This window comes from Pseudomonas sp. GW822-FHT03F04 (assembly GCF_058801405.1).
This window is the reverse complement of record NZ_JBXANF010000010.1, coordinates 231,994-250,885: the sequence shown is the minus strand read 5'-3', so window position 1 is coordinate 250,885 and position 18,892 is coordinate 231,994. Positions and strand designations below refer to the sequence as shown.

The 18,892-nt window shown below is 60.9% G+C and carries 18 protein-coding genes; 12 read left to right on the top strand and 6 right to left on the bottom strand.

From position 1 onward, the window contains the following. The first annotated feature begins 344 nt into the window (after positions 1-344). A complete protein-coding gene (locus tag AC1RMX_RS23640) occupies positions 345-899 on the top strand; it encodes an RNA polymerase factor sigma-70 (RefSeq protein ID WP_096821112.1) in 555 nt (184 codons plus the stop codon). Between the two features lie 71 nt (positions 900-970). Here AC1RMX_RS23640 and AC1RMX_RS23635 read toward each other — a convergent pair whose 3' ends face one another. The 3 genes from AC1RMX_RS23635 to AC1RMX_RS23625 form a co-directional block, all read right to left on the bottom strand. Continuing rightward, positions 971-1,984 (bottom strand): GNAT family N-acetyltransferase, encoded by a 1,014-nt coding sequence (locus tag AC1RMX_RS23635; RefSeq protein ID WP_493073142.1) that lies wholly within the window; start codon positions 1,982-1,984, stop codon positions 971-973. 87 nt (positions 1,985-2,071) lie between these two features. Continuing rightward, positions 2,072-2,869 carry a substrate-binding periplasmic protein gene (locus AC1RMX_RS23630; RefSeq protein WP_096821110.1) on the bottom strand — a complete coding sequence of 266 codons (798 nt, stop codon included), beginning with the start codon at positions 2,867-2,869 and terminating at the stop codon, positions 2,072-2,074. Positions 2,870-2,960: 91 nt separating this feature from the next. Continuing rightward, positions 2,961-3,584: a TetR/AcrR family transcriptional regulator gene (locus AC1RMX_RS23625; protein ID WP_096821109.1), complete on the bottom strand. Its 624-nt coding sequence runs from the start codon at positions 3,582-3,584 to the stop codon at positions 2,961-2,963. Between the two features lie 187 nt (positions 3,585-3,771). Here AC1RMX_RS23625 and AC1RMX_RS23620 point away from each other — a divergent pair, with 187 nt between their 5' ends. From AC1RMX_RS23620 to ppnP, 8 genes are all read left to right on the top strand, one after another. Next, on the top strand, positions 3,772-5,562 hold the full coding sequence (locus AC1RMX_RS23620) for an acyclic terpene utilization AtuA family protein (protein WP_493073141.1): 1,791 nt from the start codon (positions 3,772-3,774) through the stop codon (positions 5,560-5,562). A gap of 10 nt (positions 5,563-5,572) precedes the next feature. Beyond that, on the top strand, positions 5,573-6,442 hold the full coding sequence (locus tag AC1RMX_RS23615; RefSeq protein WP_493073140.1) for an SDR family oxidoreductase: 870 nt from the start codon (positions 5,573-5,575) through the stop codon (positions 6,440-6,442). Between the two features lie 3 nt (positions 6,443-6,445). Then, on the top strand, positions 6,446-8,062 hold the full coding sequence (gene atuC, locus AC1RMX_RS23610) for a geranyl-CoA carboxylase subunit beta (RefSeq protein ID WP_096821106.1): 1,617 nt from the start codon (positions 6,446-6,448) through the stop codon (positions 8,060-8,062). A gap of 29 nt (positions 8,063-8,091) precedes the next feature. Next, on the top strand, positions 8,092-9,249 hold the full coding sequence (atuD, locus tag AC1RMX_RS23605) for a citronellyl-CoA dehydrogenase (protein ID WP_493073139.1): 1,158 nt from the start codon (positions 8,092-8,094) through the stop codon (positions 9,247-9,249). Then, on the top strand, positions 9,246-10,043 hold the full coding sequence (locus AC1RMX_RS23600; protein ID WP_493073137.1) for an enoyl-CoA hydratase/isomerase family protein: 798 nt from the start codon (positions 9,246-9,248) through the stop codon (positions 10,041-10,043). The genes atuD and AC1RMX_RS23600 overlap by 4 nt, the downstream gene beginning before the upstream one ends. A gap of 64 nt (positions 10,044-10,107) precedes the next feature. Next, entirely contained in the window at positions 10,108-12,069 is a 1,962-nt protein-coding gene (locus AC1RMX_RS23595) for an acetyl/propionyl/methylcrotonyl-CoA carboxylase subunit alpha (protein WP_493073136.1), read from the top strand. A gap of 69 nt (positions 12,070-12,138) precedes the next feature. Continuing rightward, positions 12,139-12,681 carry a 3'-5' exonuclease gene (locus AC1RMX_RS23590; RefSeq protein WP_096821102.1) on the top strand — a complete coding sequence of 181 codons (543 nt, stop codon included), beginning with the start codon at positions 12,139-12,141 and terminating at the stop codon, positions 12,679-12,681. 81 nt (positions 12,682-12,762) lie between these two features. Beyond that, the gene (gene ppnP, locus AC1RMX_RS23585; protein WP_007940055.1) at positions 12,763-13,047 is read left to right on the top strand and encodes a pyrimidine/purine nucleoside phosphorylase; all 285 of its coding nucleotides are present in this window, start codon (positions 12,763-12,765) and stop codon (positions 13,045-13,047) included. A 71-nt stretch (positions 13,048-13,118) separates the two neighbouring features. Here ppnP and AC1RMX_RS23580 read toward each other — a convergent pair whose 3' ends face one another. Both AC1RMX_RS23580 and AC1RMX_RS23575 read right to left on the bottom strand, forming a co-directional pair. Next, positions 13,119-13,925, bottom strand: coding sequence for an MOSC domain-containing protein (locus tag AC1RMX_RS23580; RefSeq protein ID WP_096821101.1), 807 nt, complete (start codon positions 13,923-13,925; stop codon positions 13,119-13,121). A gap of 112 nt (positions 13,926-14,037) precedes the next feature. Further along, on the bottom strand, positions 14,038-14,973 hold the full coding sequence (locus tag AC1RMX_RS23575) for a chemotaxis protein CheV (RefSeq protein ID WP_034155209.1): 936 nt from the start codon (positions 14,971-14,973) through the stop codon (positions 14,038-14,040). A gap of 455 nt (positions 14,974-15,428) precedes the next feature. Here AC1RMX_RS23575 and AC1RMX_RS23570 point away from each other — a divergent pair, with 455 nt between their 5' ends. From AC1RMX_RS23570 to AC1RMX_RS23560, 3 genes are all read left to right on the top strand, one after another. Further along, the gene (locus AC1RMX_RS23570) at positions 15,429-15,899 is read left to right on the top strand and encodes a hypothetical protein (protein WP_096821100.1); all 471 of its coding nucleotides are present in this window, start codon (positions 15,429-15,431) and stop codon (positions 15,897-15,899) included. A gap of 490 nt (positions 15,900-16,389) precedes the next feature. Continuing rightward, positions 16,390-17,283, top strand: a complete 894-nt coding sequence (locus tag AC1RMX_RS23565) for a sensor histidine kinase (RefSeq protein ID WP_096821099.1) — start codon at positions 16,390-16,392, stop codon at positions 17,281-17,283. Beyond that, complete coding sequence (locus AC1RMX_RS23560) at positions 17,280-17,939, top strand: response regulator (protein WP_096821098.1); 660 nt, start codon at positions 17,280-17,282, stop codon at positions 17,937-17,939. Before AC1RMX_RS23565 ends, AC1RMX_RS23560 begins: the two co-directional genes overlap by 4 nt. Here AC1RMX_RS23560 and yegS read toward each other — a convergent pair. Continuing rightward, positions 17,923-18,840: a lipid kinase YegS gene (gene yegS / locus AC1RMX_RS23555; protein ID WP_096821097.1), complete on the bottom strand. Its 918-nt coding sequence runs from the start codon at positions 18,838-18,840 to the stop codon at positions 17,923-17,925. The genes AC1RMX_RS23560 and yegS overlap by 17 nt on opposite strands. Positions 18,841-18,892: the final 52 nt, after the last annotated feature.

Here is an 18,892-nt window from a genome sequence, read left to right as displayed (position 1 = left end):
CGGGTTGGCTGCGGCATGCCCGTGCAAGGCATGCGGGACACGGTCTTCGCCGACCGTGCAAGGCATTGGAATGCGGTATGGCCGGGGCTGTGTACCCGGAACCATTCACCAATGAGAACGGATGACGTCTTGAAATAATTAGTCGGCAGGCTGGATCGCCAATGGGGCTGGGCGCTTGGACGAGTGCGGCGGCGTGTCGCAGTTCACGGATCGCACCGTTATGGATCATTAGTTCTCTTTCTCAATTGACAATCATTATCATTCAACATAATTTGTCGCTCGATGTGTAGGACGGCCCCGTCCCCCAGGCGTCCCACTAACCTATTGGCAGCAAGGTGATTTCCATGACGGAACAAGTATCCACAAGCAGGTGCGATTCACCGCTACTTCAGGCATTCGTCGACAATCGACTGATTCTGGTCAAGATTGCAGCCCGCATTACCGGCTGCCGTTCACGCGCCGAAGATGTGGTGCAGGATGCGTTCTTCCGACTGCAATCGGCGCCGCCGATCACGTCGTCGATCAAGGCCCAGCTGAGTTATCTGTTCCAGATCGTGCGCAATCTGGCCATCGATCACTACCGCAAACAGGCGCTGGAGCAGAAGTACGCCGGCCCCGAGGAGGAAGGGTTGAACGTGGTCATTCAGGGCGCTTCGCCGGAAACCTCACACATCAACTTCTCGACCCTGGAACACATTGCCGATGCGCTGACCGAGCTGCCGGTCCGCACCCGCTACGCCTTCGAGATGTACCGTCTGCATGGCGTGCCGCAAAAGGACATTGCCAAGGAACTCGGCGTTTCGCCGACCCTGGTCAACTTCATGATTCGTGATGCGCTGGTGCACTGCCGCAAGGTGTCGGGCAGTCGTGCAGATGCCGTGACTGCGAACCGTCGCTGACAGCACACCGCCAAAAAAAAGATCGCAGCCTTCGCTGAAGGGCTGCGATCTTTTTTTGTTTCAGCGAGGCGTCACGCCAGTTTGCAGCGATCAAAAAACCGCTCACGCCCCAGGATCATCAACGCCGCGCGCTTGTGCGGGAAGTCGAATTCCTTTTCGCAGTGGAAGCACTGGTTTTGCATGTGGCCGATCATCTTTGCATTGTCAGCACGCGGCTCGGCGACGACGCTCTGGGTACGCGGATCATCCAGAAACAGGTAGTGCACCAGCGCCGACAGCCAACTCGCCACCTTGTGCGGACCGCGATGGTTTTCTTCCCCGACCAGCATGTGAATCCCGCGATCGTAGTTATCGGCATCGTAGAACGGCGCGATGCGATCTTCCTTGGCCCAGTAGGCTTCGAAATAGGCAAACGGCTGGTCGTCGAAACAACCGATCAGGGTCAGGGTGTGCGGATCGGCGTCGAGTTTGCTCAGGTACTCGCGATGCTGTTCGAGGCTGCCCTCTTCCTGCCAGAAACTGGCGACTCGCGGGCTGTTCTGCCAACGGTTGAAACGCGCAAGATCCTGCTCGATTTCTACCGTTCGCAGGGAAATCCACGCACCGAGACGTGCATCGAAACGCCGATAAACCTCACCACGCGGTTTCACCGGCCGCAGCGGATGACGCTTGCCGTTGCTGATGACCATCTGCTGCGGATAACTGCCGGTCAGCGAAGCCCCCAGCCACGGTTGCGGCAGTTGCCAGAACAGCGTGCGCTCGCAGCGATATTCGCCCGCCACTTCAGTGCTCACCAGCAAACCGCTGAGCAAGGCTTCGGTCGGCGGCTGATCCAGTTGCCAGATCAATTGCTGACGCGCCGGATCCCGGGCAAACAGCCAATAGCAGGCCGCCCACAGCGCCTGGCCTGGCGGCAGCGCATAGCGTTCATCGATCTGGATCGGCCCCTGACCTTCACGATCGAGGCGCAGGCGAATCAGCGGTTGCCCGTCCAGGCTGAGGCTCAGACGGCTTTCAGTGGCATCGGCTATCAGTTGACTGCCCGAAGGCAAGGCCAGGGCAGTCAAGTCATTCAGATTGGACATGGGTCGGGCTCACGATAATCGTCGACAGTTCAACGATGGGACGTGAGCCGGGGCGGGAAATTTAGGCCGGACGCGAAAAACCGCCCGTCATGGGTGAGGCACCGGCACCACGGCAATCTTGTACGGATCGAAGATCTTCAGCATCTGCCCGCTGTCGCGCAGCCCTTGCAGCAACTTGCCGAACGCCTCGCCGGTAATCGGCGCTTTCGGGCTGAGAATGGCGTAATGGTGATAGATCTGGTCGATGCGTTGCGACACCAGCAATTCGTCACGCACCTTGTCGTTGCGCAGCAGGTAATCGAACAGATACGAGCGAGTGACCAGGGCAATGTCCGCCCGACCGCGCAGCACCATCAACAGGTTGCTGTCGTGGGAATAGGTCAGCGTGGCGTTGTAGGTTTCCGCGAGGTATTTGGGGTCGGCATTGAAGTTGGCGAACTCGTAGTGATAGCCGCTGTACAACGCCAGGCGTTTGCCCTTGAGATCAGCGAAGTAATTCTGCTGGCGGCCGGGTTCGTTTTCCGCGACGAAAATCTCCGCGTCCTCCAGTCCCATGTCGACCGTGGTATGGGGAATGTCTTTCCAGCCCCAGTCCGGGTTCTCGAAGATCGCCATGTCCGTGCGGCCCTCCTTGAAATCGCCGAACCGTCGCGGAATCGAGGTGGGGACAAGCTCGAAACGGTAGTCGCTCTGCGAGCTGTTCAATGCAGCGACGAGCTCCGGCAGCAGTCCGGTGTCGGCACCGTTTTCCGGGCGAATGGTGTAAGGCGGGAAATGCGCCGCACCCACCCGAACCACTTGCACCGCCTCAGCAGGCAAAACCCAGGATGCAGCCAGCGCTGCGAGCATCAGCCCGGCGGCCGTCCGATTTGACGAAGACTTCAAAACACCCCACTCCCCGAAAAAGTACCGTTCCATGCATTCAAGCTAGGCGGTTTCGCCCAGTTAGCCAGTTTCCCGGGCCGATAGAAAGTAATCAGCGTTCTTCAAGCACCAGGATCAGCGCTTCTTCGGCCAGTTGATCGAGGCTCAAACTGCCGCCGGCGCGGAACCAGGTGGTGGTCCAGGACAATGCGCCCGTGAGAAAACGTCGGGTAATGAACACATCGCCGCGGATGAACCCTGCCTCCTTGGCCTCGCCCAGCACTTGCAGCCAGATGTCCTCGTAGATGTCACGCAGCGCCAGCACCTTGGCCTGACCGTCTTCGGACAGCGAGCGCCATTCATACACCAGCACCGCCATCGCTTCGCCACTGCCGCCCATGATCGACTGCAATTCGCAGCGGATCAGCGCCAGAACCCGCTCGCGTACATCGGCCGCTTCGGCCAGGGCTGCACGCATCAGCGCCGTGTTGTAGCGGATGGTTTCTTCCATCACCGCGCGCAGGATTTCGTCCTTGCTCTTGAAGTGATGAAAGATGCTGCCTGACTGAATGCCCACAGCGCCGGCCAGGTCGCGCACGGTGGTGCGTTCGTAGCCTTTGTTGCGAAACAGGTGGGCCGCCACTTGCAGCAGTTTGCCGCGAGCGCTGTCCGGGTCGGTCAACCGGCCTTCATCGACCAGTTCGCGCATGACCTTCAGGGCTTTTTGCTCGTCCACCCGTTCTCTCCTACAGTCGTTCAGTCGTCTGCCGCCCTGAAACCGCAGGGTTGCGCGGGCAATTTAAGCCGCCGGCCGCGACCAAGCAAGCGCTTGGGCAGAAGATAATCCAGCCTGTTTACAAACCAAGCGCTTGCTTGGTAGCCTCGATGCACTTCTGTCACAGGTTGCTGAGTCGGAGATGAAAATGCCCACCACCGTCCGCATCGGATGCGCCAGCGCATTCTGGGGAGATACCTCGACCGCCGCCGCGCAGCTCGTGGCCGCAGGAGAGCTGGATTATCTGGTGTTCGACTACCTGGCCGAGATCACCATGTCGATCATGGCCGGCGCCCGCATGAAGGACCCGCAGGCAGGGTTTGCCGGCGATTTCATCGAAGTCCTGGCGCCCCTGCTGCCGCAACTGGCCAAACAGAAGATTCGCGTCATCAGCAATGCCGGTGGGGTCAATCCCCAGGCCTGTGCCGCCGCCCTGCAAGCGGCCTGCGACAAGGCCGGCGTGGCGCTGAAAATCGCCGTGTTGTCGGGCGATGACCTGCAACCACACTTCAAACAGCTCGCCACCCAGGGCATCACGGAAATGTTCAGCGGCGCCCCGCTGCCACCGATGTGCGTTTCGACCAACGCCTACCTCGGCGCACCGGGCATCGTCGAAGCCCTGCGTCTGGGCGCCGACATCGTCATCACCGGCCGCGTGGTCGACAGCGCAGTGGTCAGCGCCGCACTGGTGCATGAATTCGGCTGGTCGTGGCACGACTACGACAAACTCGCGCAAGCAGCCTTGGCCGGGCACATCATCGAATGTGGCGCACAGTGCACCGGCGGCAACTTCACCGATTGGCGCGACGTACCCGATTACGAACACATCGGTTTTCCGATCGCCGAGGTCGGCGCCGACGGCCAGTTCATCGTCAGCAAACCCGAAGGCTCCGGCGGACTGGTCACGCCGCTGACCGTCGGCGAACAGATGCTTTACGAAATCGGCGATCCACAGGCCTATCTGTTGCCCGATGTGGTCTGCGACTTCAGTCAGGTCAAACTTCAGCAACAAGGCAAAAACGCGGTTCGCGTCCACGGCGCCAGAGGCTTGCCGCCCAGCGACAAATACAAGGTCAGTGCGACGTACCCGGACGGTTTCCGCTGCACCGCCAGTTGTCTGATCGCCGGCATCGATGCGGTGGAAAAAGCCCGGCGCGTCAGTCAGGCGATCATCGACAAGACTTCTGAAATGCTCGAGCAACGCGGCTGGGGCCCCTACAGCGAAACCCATATCGAGCTGCTCGGCAGCGAAGCCACCTACGGCCCTCACGGCCAGCGCCGGGACAGCCGCGAAGTGGTGATCAAACTCGCCGTGCGCCACCCGAACAAACAGGCCTTGATCCTGTTCTCCCGGGAAATCGCCCAGGCCGCCACCGGCATGGCGCCGGGGCTGACCGGCATCGTCGGCGGGCGGCCGACGGTGTATCCGCTGATCCGGCTGTTCTCGTTCCTGATCGACAAAAGCGCCTGCAGCTTGCAGATCGATATCGCCGGAGAGCGCCACCCGTTTGCCCTGCCCGCCTCGGCCACCCTCGACAGCGAGGATTTGCCCCTGCCCCACGAAACGCCCAAACCCCATGGCCGCGCCGACGCCAGCGTGCCGCTGGTGAAACTGGCGGTGGCGCGCTCCGGCGACAAGGGCAATCACAGCAACATCGGCGTCATGCCACGTCGCCCGGAGTACCTGCCGTGGATCGCCGAAGCGCTGACCCCGGCCGTGGTCGTCGACTGGATGAGCCATGTCCTCGACCCGATTCACGGCCGGGTCGAACGCTGGTATCTGCCGGGCACCCACAGCCTGAATTTCCTGCTGGAAAACGCCCTCGGCGGCGGTGGCGTGGCGAGCCTGCGCATCGACCCGCAGGGCAAAGCCTTCGCCCAACAATTGCTGGAAATCCAGATCCCGGTGCCACAGAGCATCGCCGAGCAGTTCGACTAGAGGATTGTCCATGGCATACGAATCGATTTTCCGGGCTGACCTGTTCAGCGGCCAGACCGTGATCGTCACCGGTGGCGGCAGCGGCATCGGGCGTTGCACCGCCCATGAACTGGCCGCGCTCGGGGCCACCGTGGTGCTGGTCGGACGCAAACCGGAAAAGCTGCAAGCCGTTGCTGCCGAAATCGCCGAGGACGGTGGCCGGGCGCACTGGAGGGCTTGCGACATTCGTGACGAAGAAGCCGTGAAGACGCTGGTCGGCGAATTGATCCGCGAACACGGGCCGATCCACGGACTGGTCAACAATGCCGGCGGCCAGTACCCGTCGCCCTTGGCCTCGATCAATCAGAAAGGCTTCGAAACCGTGCTGCGCACCAATCTGGTCGGCGGTTTCCTGATGGCTCGGGAAGTGTTCAATCAATCGATGAGCAAACACGGCGGCAGCATCGTCAACATGCTCGCCGACATGTGGGGCGGCATGCCTGGCATGGGCCACTCCGGCGCCGCCCGTTCGGGTATGGACAACTTCACCAAGACCGCGGCATTCGAATGGGGTTATGCCGGGGTTCGGGTTAACGCAGTGGCGCCGGGCTGGATCGCCTCCAGCGGCATGGACACTTACGAAGGCGCGTTCAAGGCGGTGATCCCGACCTTGCGCGAACATGTACCGCTCAAACGCATCGGCACCGAATCAGAGGTCAGCGCGGCGATTGTATTTCTGCTCAGCCCTGCAGCCTCGTTTATCAGCGGCAGCACGTTGCGCATCGATGGCGCGGCCAGCCTGGGCAGCCGCGCATGGCCGTTGCACAAGGCGACCCACAGCGAATCCTTCAACGGCTTCCACCGGGCCTATATGCCGGACGTCTTGAAGGACAAGGAGTAAGCCATGCCGCAGATCCAGTCCCAGCTTGACCCGCACAGCGAAGCCTTTGCGCGCAACCGCACCGCCATGCTCGCGGCCATCGAGCAAGTCCAGCAGCTCGAACAGAACCTGCTGAACAAGGCCGCCGAAGCCAAACCGAAATTCGACAAGCGCGGGCAACTGCTGCCCCGCGAACGCCTGAACCTGCTGCTCGACCCTGGCGCGCCATTCCTCGAACTGGCGAGCCTGGCCGGCTACAAACTGCACGACGACAAGGACGGCAGCTCGGCCGGTGGCGGTTTGATTGCGGGCATTGGCTACGTTTCCGGCGTGCGGGCGCTGGTGGTGGCGAACAACAGCGCGATCAAGGGCGGGACGATTTCCCCGTCGGGTCTGAAAAAATCCCTGCGCCTGCAACAGATCGCCCAGGAAAACAAACTGCCGGTGATCACCCTTGCCGAAAGCGGCGGCGCCAACCTCAATTATGCGGCGGAGATTTTCGTCGAAGGCGCGCGCAGTTTTGCCAATCAGGCGCGCATGTCGGCCATGGGGCTGCCGCAGATCACCGTGGTGCACGGCTCGGCCACGGCCGGCGGTGCATATCAGCCAGGGCTGTCGGATTACGTGGTGGTGGTGCGCGGCAAGGCCAAGCTGTTTCTCGCAGGTCCCCCATTGCTCAAGGCGGCGACCGGTGAAGTGGCCACCGACGAAGAACTGGGCGGCGCCGAGATGCACGCGCAAGTCGCCGGAACCGCCGAATATTTGGCCGAGAACGATGCCGACGGCGTGCGTCAGGTGCGGGAAATCATCAGCTTGTTGAACTGGAACGAGCAGCTTCCGTGGCTGCCCGAACCGCAATTCAAAGATCCGCTGTATCCCATCGACGAACTGCTGGGCCTGATCCCGGACGACCCGAAAAAGCCCTACGACGTGCGTGAAATCATTGCGCGGATCGCCGATGAATCGCGTTTCATGGAGTTCAAGGGCGAGTTCGATCAGCAGACCGTTTGCGGCCACCTGAAAATTCAGGGCCGCGCCTGTGGGTTCATCGGCAACAACGGCCCGATCACGCCCAACGGTGCGAGCAAGGCGGCGCAGTTCATTCAGCTGTGCGACCAGAGTCAGACACCCCTGCTGTTTTTCCACAACACCACCGGGTTCATGGTCGGCACCGAATCGGAACAGCACGGCGTGATCAAGCACGGCTCCAAATTGATCCAGGCCGTGGCCAATGCGCGGGTACCGAAACTGACCATCGTGGTCGGCGGCTCCTATGGCGCGGGCAACTATGCGATGTGCGGACGCGGGCTCGATCCGCGCTTCATCTTCGCCTGGCCCAACAGTCGCACCGCAGTGATGGGTGGCGCCCAGGCCGGCAAGGTGCTGCGGATCGTCACCGAAGCCAAGCAGCTGAAGGACGGTCTGGTGCCCGACCCGAAGATGCTCGACATGCTGGAACAGGTCACCGCGCAGAAACTCGACAGCCAGTCCACCGCCCTCTACGGCAGCGCCAACCTGTGGGACGACGGGCTGATCGATCCACGCGACACCCGCACCCTGCTCGGCTACCTGCTGGATATCTGCCACGAAGCCGACATCCGCACGCTGGGCCCCAACAGCTTCGGCGTCAGCCGGTTCTGATTGCCACGGACTCAAGGAGAACAATAAAAATGATCTTCACCCCGGAACACGAAGCCCTGCGCCGCACCGTCCGCCAATTCGTCGAGCACGAGATCAACCCGCACGTCGATGAATGGGAAAAGGCCGGGCGCTTTCCGATCCACGAGATTTTCCGCAAGGCCGGCGACCTCGGCCTGCTGGGGATTTCCAAGCCGGAAAAATTCGGCGGCATGGGCCTGGATTACAGCTATTCGATCGTCGCCGCCGAAGAGTTCGGCACCATCCATTGCGGCGGCATTCCGATGTCGATCGGCGTGCAGACCGACATGTGCACCCCGGCCCTCGCCCGCTTCGGCTCCGATGAATTGCGCGACGAATTCCTGCGCCCGGCGATCACCGGCGAGCAGGTCGGCTGCATCGGCGTCTCGGAAGTCGGTGCCGGCTCCGACGTCGCCGGGCTCAAGACCACCGCGCGCAAGGATGGCGACGACTACGTGATCAACGGCAGCAAGATGTGGATCACCAACTCGCCGAGCGCCGACTTCATCTGCCTGCTGGCCAACACCTCGGACGACAAGCCGCACGTCAACAAGTCGCTGATCATGGTCCCGATGAACACACTGGGCATCAGCCTCAGTTCGCACCTGGACAAGCTCGGCATGCGCAGCTCGGAAACCGCCCAGGTGTTTTTCGACAACGTGCGGGTGCCCCAGCGCAATCGCATCGGCCATGAAGGCGCCGGGTTCATGATGCAGATGCTGCAATTCCAGGAGGAACGCCTGTTCGGTGCGGCCAACATGATCAAGGGCCTGGAATACTGCATCGACAGCACCATCGAGTACTGCAAGGAGCGCAAGACCTTCGGCAATGCGCTGATCGACAATCAGGTGATCCACTTCCGTCTCGCCGAATTGCAGACCGAAATCGAATGCCTGCGGGCGCTGGTCTATCAGGCCACCGAGCAATACGTGAAAGGCCAGGACGTCACCCGACTGGCTTCGATGGCCAAGCTCAAGGCCGGGCGTCTCGGTCGCGAAGTCAGCGACAGCTGCCTGCAATATTGGGGCGGCATGGGCTTCATGTGGGACAACCCGGTGGCCCGCGCCTACCGCGACGTGCGACTGGTGTCGATTGGCGGCGGCGCCGACGAAATCATGCTGGGGATCATCTGCAAACTGATGGGCATCCTGCCGGGGAAAAAGAAATGAGCACCCTGCCCGATTGCCAGACGCTGTTGCTGGAGCCGCATAACGGCGTGCTGCACATCACCCTCAATCGCCCGGAAAGCCGCAACGCCATGAGCCTGCAAATGGTCGCCGAACTGCGCGCAGTGCTGGCCGCCGTGCGCGATGACCGCAGCGTTCGCGCGCTGGTGCTCAGCGGTGCCGGCGGGCATTTCTGTGCCGGTGGCGACATCAAGGACATGACCAACGCCCGCGCTCAGGGCAGCGATGCCTATCGCGAGTTGAACCGCACTTTCGGGTCGTTGCTGGAAGAAGCGCAGCACGCGCCGCAAGTGCTGATCACCGTGTTGCAGGGCGCGGTGCTCGGGGGCGGTTTCGGACTGGCGTGCGTAAGCGATATCGCGATGGCCGATCATCAGGCGCAATTCGGTCTGCCGGAAACCAGCCTCGGCCTGTTGCCGGCGCAGATCGCGCCGTTTGTGGTGCAGCGCATCGGCCTCACTGAAGCCCGCCGCCTGGCCCTGACCGCCGCGCGTTTTGACGGCCATCAGGCGCGGCGCCTGGGGCTGGTGCATTTTGTCGAGCAGGATCCCCAGGCACTGGCCGAGCGGCTGGATGAAGTGCTGCAACATGTCCTGTGCTGCGCCCCCGAAGCGAATGCCGCTACCAAGAAATTACTGCTGGCCAGCGCCGGCCAGCCGTCGAGCGCATTGCTGGATGAAGCGGCGCAGTGGTTCAGCGAAGCCGTGACCGGTGCCGAAGGTATCGAAGGCACGATGGCGTTCGTGCAAAAGCGCAAACCCGGATGGAGCACCTGACCTTGTGGGAGCGAGCTCGCGATAAGGCCCTCCAATCCACCGCCAACATTCAGGAAAAACCACCATGCCCGCCCTCCACAAAATCCTGATCGCCAACCGCGGTGAAATCGCCTGCCGCATCCAGCGCACTGCCCAGGCCCTCGGCTATCGCACCGTCGCGGTGTTCAGCGACGCCGACGCCGATGCGCTGCATGTCCAAATGGCGGACGAGGCCGTGAACATCGGCCCGGCGCCGGTGCAACAGTCCTACCTGAACATCCCGGCCATCCTCGACGCCGCCCGGCGCAGCGGTGCCGACGCGATCCATCCTGGTTATGGCTTCCTTTCGGAAAACGCAGGGTTCGCCCGAGCCTGCGAACAGGCCGGCCTGACCTTCATTGGTCCCAGCGTCGAAGCCATCGAACTGATGGGCAGCAAACGCCAGTCGAAAATTGCCATGCTCGCTGCCGGGGTGCCGTGCATCGCCGGCTATCAAGGCGCCGAGCAGGACGACGCGACCCTGACACACGAAGCCGAACGCATCGGTTATCCGCTGATGATCAAGGCCAGCGCCGGCGGTGGCGGACGCGGCATGCGCCTGGTGCATCACGTCGAGGAGCTGGCGGCGCAATTGCGCACCGCCCGCTCCGAAGCCTTGAACGGTTTCGGCAGCGACGAACTGATCCTCGAACAGGCGTTGATCGAACCGCGCCACGTCGAAGTGCAGTTGTTCGGCGATCACCACGGCAACCTGATCTACCTGGGCGAGCGCGATTGTTCGATCCAACGTCGCCATCAGAAAGTCATCGAAGAAGCACCGTGCCCGGTAATGACCGAAGAATTGCGTCAGGCGATGGGAGAAGCGGCGCTCAAGGCCGGACGCGCGGTGAACTACGTGGGCGCCGGCACCGTGGAGTTTCTCCTCGACGCCCGAGGCCAGTTCTACTTTCTGGAAATGAACACCCGGCTGCAGGTCGAGCATCCGGTGACCGAATTGATTACCGGGTTGGACCTGGTGGCGTGGCAGCTCTTGGTTGCCGAGGGCCAGCCGCTGCCGCTGACGCAAGCACAAGTCAAACTCGATGGCCACGCCATGGAGGTGCGCCTCTACGCCGAGGATCCGGCCCAGGGATTTCTGCCGCAGACCGGCCGTGTCGAAGCCTGGGAACCGGCACTGAATCGGGGTGCGCGGATTGATCATGGGCTGATCGAAGGTCAGTCGATCTCACCGTTCTACGACCCGATGCTCGGCAAACTGATCGCCCACGGCGCGACCCGCGAAGAGGCCCGGCGCAAACTGTTGTGCGCGGTGCAGGACAGCGTGTTGCTCGGCGTGCAGAGCAATCAGCGACTGCTCGCCAGTCTGTTGCAGCATCCGCAGTTCATCAGCGGTGAATTCAGTACCGGGTTTATCCCGCAACACTTCGCCGACCATCCTTGTCTGCACCCGCATACACCGAGTGCCGAAGAACTCGCAGTCGCAGCGTTGCTGTTTTATCAATCCTGTGCCGGGGCGCATCGTTCACCCTTGGCCGGTTGGCGCAACAATGCCGGGGCGCCGTTGCACTATCAACTCGGTCTCGACGACCAGACGTGGAGCGTGCAGTTGCTCGCTGCCCCGGACGGCATCGTTCGGGTTCAGGTGGCTGAACGTGCCTTCGAACTGAAGCTCATCGAATACAACGAACGCTCGATATCCCTCGAAATCGAAGGCCTGCGCCGGCGCCACGCCTATCGCCTGCACGACGACCATCTCTGGCTGTTCACCCGTCCCGGCAGCCTGCGCCTGGTGGATCGAACTCATGCCGTGATCGACAGTCAGACCAGCGTCAGCACCGGCACCTTGAAAGCCCCGATGGATGGCGCAATCATCGACGTGCTTGTCAGCGAAGGCAGTCCGGTCAGCAAAGGCCAACTGCTGGTGGTGCTGGAAGCGATGAAAATGGAGCACCCGCTCAAGGCCGGCATCGATGGCGTGCTCAAGCGGGTGCAGGTCAAGGTCGGCGATCAGGTCAAAAATCGTCAGGTTCTGTTGCAGGTCGAGTAGTCGCCGCGCGCATCCGCAAGGTTTGACTACGCTCTGAATAATCAGGACGCGGAAATCAGGAACCCTGCGATGCCCCATTGGCTGGTCATTGATCTGGAAGCCACCACCGATGAAGGTGGCTGGCCGGTTACGGAAATGGAGATCATCGAGATTGGCGCCACCCTGGTGGATCGTGCCGGTCGCGAGCAGGATCACTTTCAACGCTTCGTCAAACCGACGCGTCGGCCACTGCTGACGCCGTTCTGTCGTGAGCTCACTCATATCACTCAGGCCAACATCGACGCGGCGCAACCGCTGACCGACGTCTGGCCGGCGTTCGAGCGCTGGCTCGGTCAGCACCAGACACGCCTTGAAGGCTGGGCCAGCTGGGGCGATTACGACCGCAAGCAATTGCTTCAGGAATGGCAGCGCCTGCAACTCGACAGCGCCCTTAGCCGCGTGCCGCACATGAACCTCAAACAACGCTTTGCCAAGGCCCGACGCCTCGAACGGCCTCTGGGACTCAATGGCGCCCTGCAACTGGCGGGCATGCAGTTCACCGGTCAGCAGCATCGCGCGCTGGAAGATGCGCGTAATACCGCCCGATTATTACCGCTGGTGCTGCCGCTCTAGCGCAGGTGACGGCGCCCTGAGCCTTGTGCATACTGGCCGACCTTTTTGACCCTTTTAAGCCCTTTTCGAGAGGAATCGCCCATGTTTAAAGTCAACGAGTACTTCGACGGCACCGTCAAGTCGATCGCCTTTGGCACAGCTGAAGGTCCTGCGACCATCGGCGTCATGGCCCCGGGCGAATACGAATTCGGCACCAGCCAGCGTGAAATCATGCACGTGGTGTCCGGCGCACTGACCGTCAAACTGCCGGACAGCAGTGACTGGGAAACTTTCGCTGCAGGCAGCCAGTTCAACGTGCCAGCCAACAGCAAGTTCCAGCTGAAAGTGGCCGTCGACACCGCTTACCTGTGCGAATACCGCGGCTGAAACCCCGGTTTCCTGCGGCAATAAAAAATGCCCGTGTCCTTGGACACGGGCATTTTTCGTTTCGGGGCAGATTACTCGAGGATTTCCACCGGCATGCCGACTTCGAGTCGACCGTTGCTGTCATTGACCAGGTTCTGACCGAACATCGCACCGTCGGCCTGGGCGCGGGTCTTCTGCAGAGTCGCCAGCGGCTCGCGATCCGCGCTGCGTTCACCGGTTTTCGGATCGATCGTAGTGAGAATGCAGCGTGAACACGACTTGACCACGCGGAACTCGACATCACCGATGCGGATGCGCTTCCAGCCATCCTCGGCATAGGCCTCGCTGCCTTCGATCACCAGATTCGGCCGGAACCGCAGCATTTCCAACGGACGCCCGACTTCCTGCGACAGATGTTGCAGCGACGCCTCGCCAATCAGCAGCAGCGGGAAACCGTCGGCGAACGCCACCTGGTCGTCATCGTTGCCGTACCCGGCCGCAGTCGTGCGGGCGCGATCCAGCGGCACTTGCACCAGGCGGGTCGGCTTGCCGATGAATTCGCTGACCCAGCGGGCCGCTTCTTCGCCGGCATCCGGCACGCGCAGGGTGTCGCGCCAGATGGTCACGCCGCGCAGTTCGGCTTCGTTGCCGGGCAACGCGATATCAATTGCCGAATGCCCCGGCGCATCGAGGGTCAGGCCACCGTCGGCATTCCACAGCGCCGACAACTGGCTCATCTTCGCTTCGGCACGCTGAGTCAGGAAACGCCCGCTGGCCTCGTCCACCAGCATCCAGCGTCGATCGCCCTCAAGCCCCAGTTTGTCCAGGCCGATCCCTTGCAGAACCTCGCCCTTGCCGGATTTCAACGGGTAACGATAAAGCGCGCTCAGACGCAGCATGGCCAGCTCCCTGATGGGTCAAAAACGCCACCCTATACGAGCTGGGTCGCCGAATCAAAGGCCAGAGAATGAGGAAGCGAACTTGCTCGCTTCCGCTGCAACCGCGTCGTGATCAGGCCGGGACTTCGTCGAGCATCAGACGCTGGCGCACCACATCGACCAGTTTGTCCGGCTGGAACTTGGAGAGGAAGTTGTCGCAGCCGACCTTCTTCACCATCGAGTCGTTGAAGCTGCCGGACAGCGAGGTGTGCAGCACCACGTACAGGCCACGCAGACGCGGGTCGTTGCGGATTTCGGTGGTCAGGCGATAGCCGTCCATTTCCGGCATTTCCGCGTCGGTGAAGATCATCAGCAACTTGTCGGTCATGTTGACCCCAGTGTCGGCCCAAGCCTTGAGCATGTTCAGGGCTTTCAGACCGTCGCTGGCGATGTGCATCTTCACGCCCAACTGGCCGAGGGTGTCGCGCAACTGCGACAGTGCAACATTGGAGTCGTCCACCAGCAGCACTTCGCGGCCACGGGCGCGCTCCAGGACCGGATCGTCGAGTTTGTCGCGGGAGACCTTGGCGTTGTACGGGACGATTTCGGCGAGGACTTTCTCGACGTCGATGATTTCCACCAATTGATCGTCGACCTTGCTGATGGCGGTCAGGTAATGCTGGCGGCCGGCGCTGGTCGGCGGTGGCAGGATGGCTTCCCAGTTCATGTTGACGATGCGATCCACACCGCCGACGAGGAAAGCCTGCACCGAGCGGTTGTACTCGGTGACGATGATCGTGCTGTTGGGGCCCGGCACCAGCGGACGCATGCCGATCGCCTGGGACAGGTCGATTACCGGCAGGGTCTGGCCGCGCAGGTTGACCACACCGCAGACAAACGGGTGACGCTGAGGCATCAGGGTCAGCTTCGGCAGTTGCAGGACTTCCTGAACCTTGAACACGTTGATCGCGAACAATTGGCGCCCGGCCAGCCGGAACATGAGAATTTCCAGGCGATTCTCACCCACCAGTTGCGTGCGTTGGTCTACCGTATCGAGAATGCCGGCCATCAATGACTCCTGGGCTTGTTCTGGTGAATTCACTAAAGGGGGTTATCGGCTGATTCCGGCCAATCTTGATCCCCATACAAATCACCTACAAAATGCCATGAGAAGGCATTGATGTCACATTAACATCATGCTTTACTGGCCCCGTGATTTCATCTGCTACATTCTCTGCGGCGCGACCTCGGTTTGCGCGGTAGGTTCCCGTGTCTAAGGGATTCCCCTAGTAACAATCAGGCCCAACCTGATGTTCGCAATATCCAATAGCCATTAATGTGACGCCATTCTCATTGCATGAACGGAGTCAGGCTTTTGTGTGCGATCGCAGGTCAGTGGAACCCCATCCTCTCGAAACCCCCGGCACAAGCCTCCTCGGCACTGCAGGGCGCGATCTCACGACGGTTCATGATCGTCGACACACACGACATTCGCTCATCAGACATGACGTTGTGGAGATAAGCATGCCGAACGACCGTAAAGAGTGGGCGCAGCGCTTCCCCGAATTTCTTGTCGAGGCTGAAACGCTCCTGGCCAAGTCCGAAGAGTGCCTGAGTCATTTGCAACTGATCAGCAATGACAAGGACGCCATCGACTGCATGCTCAGCACCCTGCTCAAACTGGCGAACAAGGCCGATGCCCTTGCATTGGTGGCCGTGTCCGAGTTCTGTCTGCACCTGCATGGCCTGCTCACTCAGACGCAGGATCATGTCGACCTGCATGCCCAGGCGCTCGACGCCCTGAAAGATTGCTTCACCTTGATGGCCTGGCAACTTGAACTGGTCGACCAGAGCACCGGCCAGTTGAGCCTGGACGAAAGCGAGCAGACGTCCCTCATCGAAGCGTTCGCCTTCCAGGTGGGTCAGAGCCAGTTTCAACCGCCGCTCAGTGCCAAACCCTTGTCTCTCGTGTCTTATTCGGAGCGGCAAGCGTAATCGAGTGCACGCCGGGCCCATTGCAGCCCGTTAGTTCGAGCCATCGAATGTCGCAATTGAATAACTCATGCCTGCCAGCGACATCCTCAAATAAATAATTACGCGTCAACATGCAGACTGCCCAGCGCTGAAGTCAGGGTTTACCTGTGTATGAAAAATGAAAACTTCAGGTTTCATCGATAATTATCGATTCCAATAATTCAACTTTTTCCATTATGGAACTCGCGTCCAACATGGTGTATTTCCTGACTCTTTGGACATATAGGGCGAACGCGACCAACGGTATGTTAAGTGGTATTATGCCGCGCGTTAGTTGCTTTCACTTAATGGCACAGTGACTTCAATGATCGGTCTGCTCCGAAGTTGACAGTCAATTATCGATCACTGAACCGTATTGAAACCAACAACCTGAACCACAGATTTTCAGACAGAGACCGCCAGCCACTCTGACCGGTCTGCCCGCAGCGAACATCCATTGGCTCCATCCGCTATGTACGCCAGCCTCAAGTCAATCGCCACATGGCCACCCTCCCGAGAAAACGCGCGCAGGTTCACGCTTACGCTTTGCATTGGCGCGGCAGTGGGCAGTCTGCTGACTTATGGTTTGTCCGCGCCGCTGTCGTTTGGCCTGCTGCTGATCAATCTGGCAGCCGCCGCTTGCGTCTTTACCCAGCATCGCCTGTCGCGCAAATCGATCAAGTTCCAGCCTCAGGAACTGGCCGACCGATTACTCGAAGTCCAGGAAAACGAACGTCACCGTCTCAGTCGTGAACTGCACGATGATATCGGTCAGTTGCTGACCGCCGCCAAACTGCAAAGCGAATGGCTCAAGCGACGCCTGCCGGACGACTTGCAGGAACAGTGTTCGGCACTCTGCGACACCCTTGAGGAAACCCTCAACAAAGTTCGCGATGTTTCGGCCATTCTCAATCCACGGCAACTGACCAGCCTGGGGCTGGAAGCCAGTTTGCGCGCTCATCTGCTCAAGACACTGACCAACACCTCGGTGCACTGGAGCCTGGACTGTCAGCAGCGTTTGAACGGCATCCCTGAGGAAATGGCAGTCGCCGCCTTCCGCATCACCCAGGAAGCCGTGACCAACATCCTGCGTCATGCGCAGGCCAAGAACCTGCTGATCCGCGTGCAACGTCTTCCCCAAGGCTTGACCCTGCTGATCAGCGATGACGGTCTGGGCTTTGCCCCGGCCGCCAATCCCGGTCGTGAAGGACAACGAGGCATGGCCGGGATGGCCGAACGGATCGAGCAACTGGGCGGCACCCTGAGCGTGACGAGCGAACCGGGCAAAGGCACTCAAATCGAAGCACTATTCCCCTGGGCGCCCCGTGCACTCGAGCGGGCCAGTACGAATAAGGTTATGCGTTGACTTGTAACTTACTTCTGGTGGATGACCACTCGCTGATCAGAGCCGGCGTGCGCGCTCTGGTGCTGGATATTCCCGGTTATGCGGTAATCGGCGAGGCCAATGACGGCTCGCAGTTGCTTGAGATGGTCGAGCAACTGAACCCCGATATCGTCTTGCTGGATATTTCCATGAAAGAAACCGGCGGCCTCGAAGCGTTGCAACGGCTCAGACGGGTTCGTCCGCACAGCAAAGTGCTGATCCTCTCGATGCACACCGATCCTGCACTGATCATGCAGGCACTGGAATCCGGCGCTCACGGTTACTTGCTCAAGGACACCACGGCGACCGAGCTCGAACACGCGCTGGAAGCCCTGCGCAACAACGAGCGCTACCTGAGCCCGGCCATCGCCCACACGGTGATCAATCAGGCACTGACCCGCAATCAGAAGCTGCAACCGGAAGTCGCCGACTCACATAACCTGACAGCGCGCCAGCTGGAAATCCTGCGCCTGATCGTGCGCGGCAAGTCCACCCGCGAGATCGCCAATGGTCTGGGCCTGAGCATCAAGACCGTGGAAACCCACCGCTCGCAGATCATGAAACGCCTGCAGATCTACGATGTGGCCGGGCTGGTGCTGTTTGCCGTGCGGGAACAGATCATCAGTCTGGACGACTGAAGCACCGCGTCCTGCCCAACAGCGGCGAGTTCTCCGGCAAATGCACACGCAGTGCCGCCGGACGCGCCGCAAACCGCAGACTGTCTCCCTCCAGGGGCTCGCCATCAAGATTGATGCAGAGCCCTTCGGCCACCTTGATTTCGACCCACGGCAAACGCGTGCGCACAAACATGTTGTCGATGCCGAACCCGTCGCTGAGCAGGGTTTTCAGCGTGCCGACCAGCTCCTGAGGCGCCGGCAGGATACTGATATCCAGCAGGCCGTCATCGGCCAGTGCCTCTGGGCACAATACATGCCCTCCACCCGCCTGGCGGCCATTGCCGATACCCAGCGCGAGCAGCTCACCGCGCCAATGGAAATCCGGCCCCTGCAATTCGCCATAGGCGGCGTGCAACTCACTGAATCGCGACAGGCCCGTAAACAGATAGGCCGCGCCCCCCAGCACCTTTTTCAGATCTTCCGAGGTATTGGCGGTGACCTGACTGCCAAAGCCGCCCGTGGCCATGTTCAGGAATATCTGCCCGCCCACCTCCCCCAGATCGATGTCACAGGCAGGCGCATCAAGCAATTCGAGTGCCTCATCCGGTTCCAGAGGAACACCGGCCGCGCGAGAAAAGTCGTTGGCGGTTCCCAGTGGCAACAACACCAGACTGGCCTTGCCCGGGTGAGCCGCCAGGGCCTCGGCGATATCGCGCAAGGTACCATCGCCACCGCCAGCAATGATTTGCCCGAATCCGGCAGCCAGCGCTTCTTCGACCAGACGCTGGGCATCGCCGGCTTCCCAGGTCAGGCGCACAGCCAATTCCCAGCCCTGTCCGCGTTTGCGTTCAACCGCGGCGCGAACCGCTTCGTTGAGTGCCTGCTTGCCATGCAGAATCAACAATGCCCTGCGTTCACTCATTTTGGTCACTCCCGGAATTGAATCGGTTCGGGACATCTTGACCCTCACGGCA

Bases quoted from the DNA above. Each gene is read 5' to 3' on its own strand.
- ppnP (WP_007940055.1), top strand. From the start codon at position 12,763: ATGTTTAAAGTCAACGAGTACTTCGACGGCACCGTCAAGTCGATCGCC.
- atuC (WP_096821106.1), top strand. From the start codon at position 6,446: ATGCCGCAGATCCAGTCCCAGCTTGACCCGCACAGCGAAGCCTTTGCG.
- AC1RMX_RS23615 (WP_493073140.1), top strand. From the start codon at position 5,573: ATGGCATACGAATCGATTTTCCGGGCTGACCTGTTCAGCGGCCAGACC.
- AC1RMX_RS23565 (WP_096821099.1), top strand. From the start codon at position 16,390: ATGTACGCCAGCCTCAAGTCAATCGCCACATGGCCACCCTCCCGAGAA.
- AC1RMX_RS23575 (WP_034155209.1), bottom strand. From the start codon at position 14,973: ATGGCCGGCATTCTCGATACGGTAGACCAACGCACGCAACTGGTGGGT.
- AC1RMX_RS23620 (WP_493073141.1), top strand. From the start codon at position 3,772: ATGCCCACCACCGTCCGCATCGGATGCGCCAGCGCATTCTGGGGAGAT.
- AC1RMX_RS23590 (WP_096821102.1), top strand. From the start codon at position 12,139: ATGCCCCATTGGCTGGTCATTGATCTGGAAGCCACCACCGATGAAGGT.
- atuD (WP_493073139.1), top strand. From the start codon at position 8,092: ATGATCTTCACCCCGGAACACGAAGCCCTGCGCCGCACCGTCCGCCAA.
- AC1RMX_RS23595 (WP_493073136.1), top strand. From the start codon at position 10,108: ATGCCCGCCCTCCACAAAATCCTGATCGCCAACCGCGGTGAAATCGCC.
- AC1RMX_RS23600 (WP_493073137.1), top strand. From the start codon at position 9,246: ATGAGCACCCTGCCCGATTGCCAGACGCTGTTGCTGGAGCCGCATAAC.
- AC1RMX_RS23635 (WP_493073142.1), bottom strand. From the start codon at position 1,984: ATGTCCAATCTGAATGACTTGACTGCCCTGGCCTTGCCTTCGGGCAGT.
- AC1RMX_RS23570 (WP_096821100.1), top strand. From the start codon at position 15,429: ATGCCGAACGACCGTAAAGAGTGGGCGCAGCGCTTCCCCGAATTTCTT.
- AC1RMX_RS23580 (WP_096821101.1), bottom strand. From the start codon at position 13,925: ATGCTGCGTCTGAGCGCGCTTTATCGTTACCCGTTGAAATCCGGCAAG.
- yegS (WP_096821097.1), bottom strand. From the start codon at position 18,840: ATGAGTGAACGCAGGGCATTGTTGATTCTGCATGGCAAGCAGGCACTC.
- AC1RMX_RS23640 (WP_096821112.1), top strand. From the start codon at position 345: ATGACGGAACAAGTATCCACAAGCAGGTGCGATTCACCGCTACTTCAG.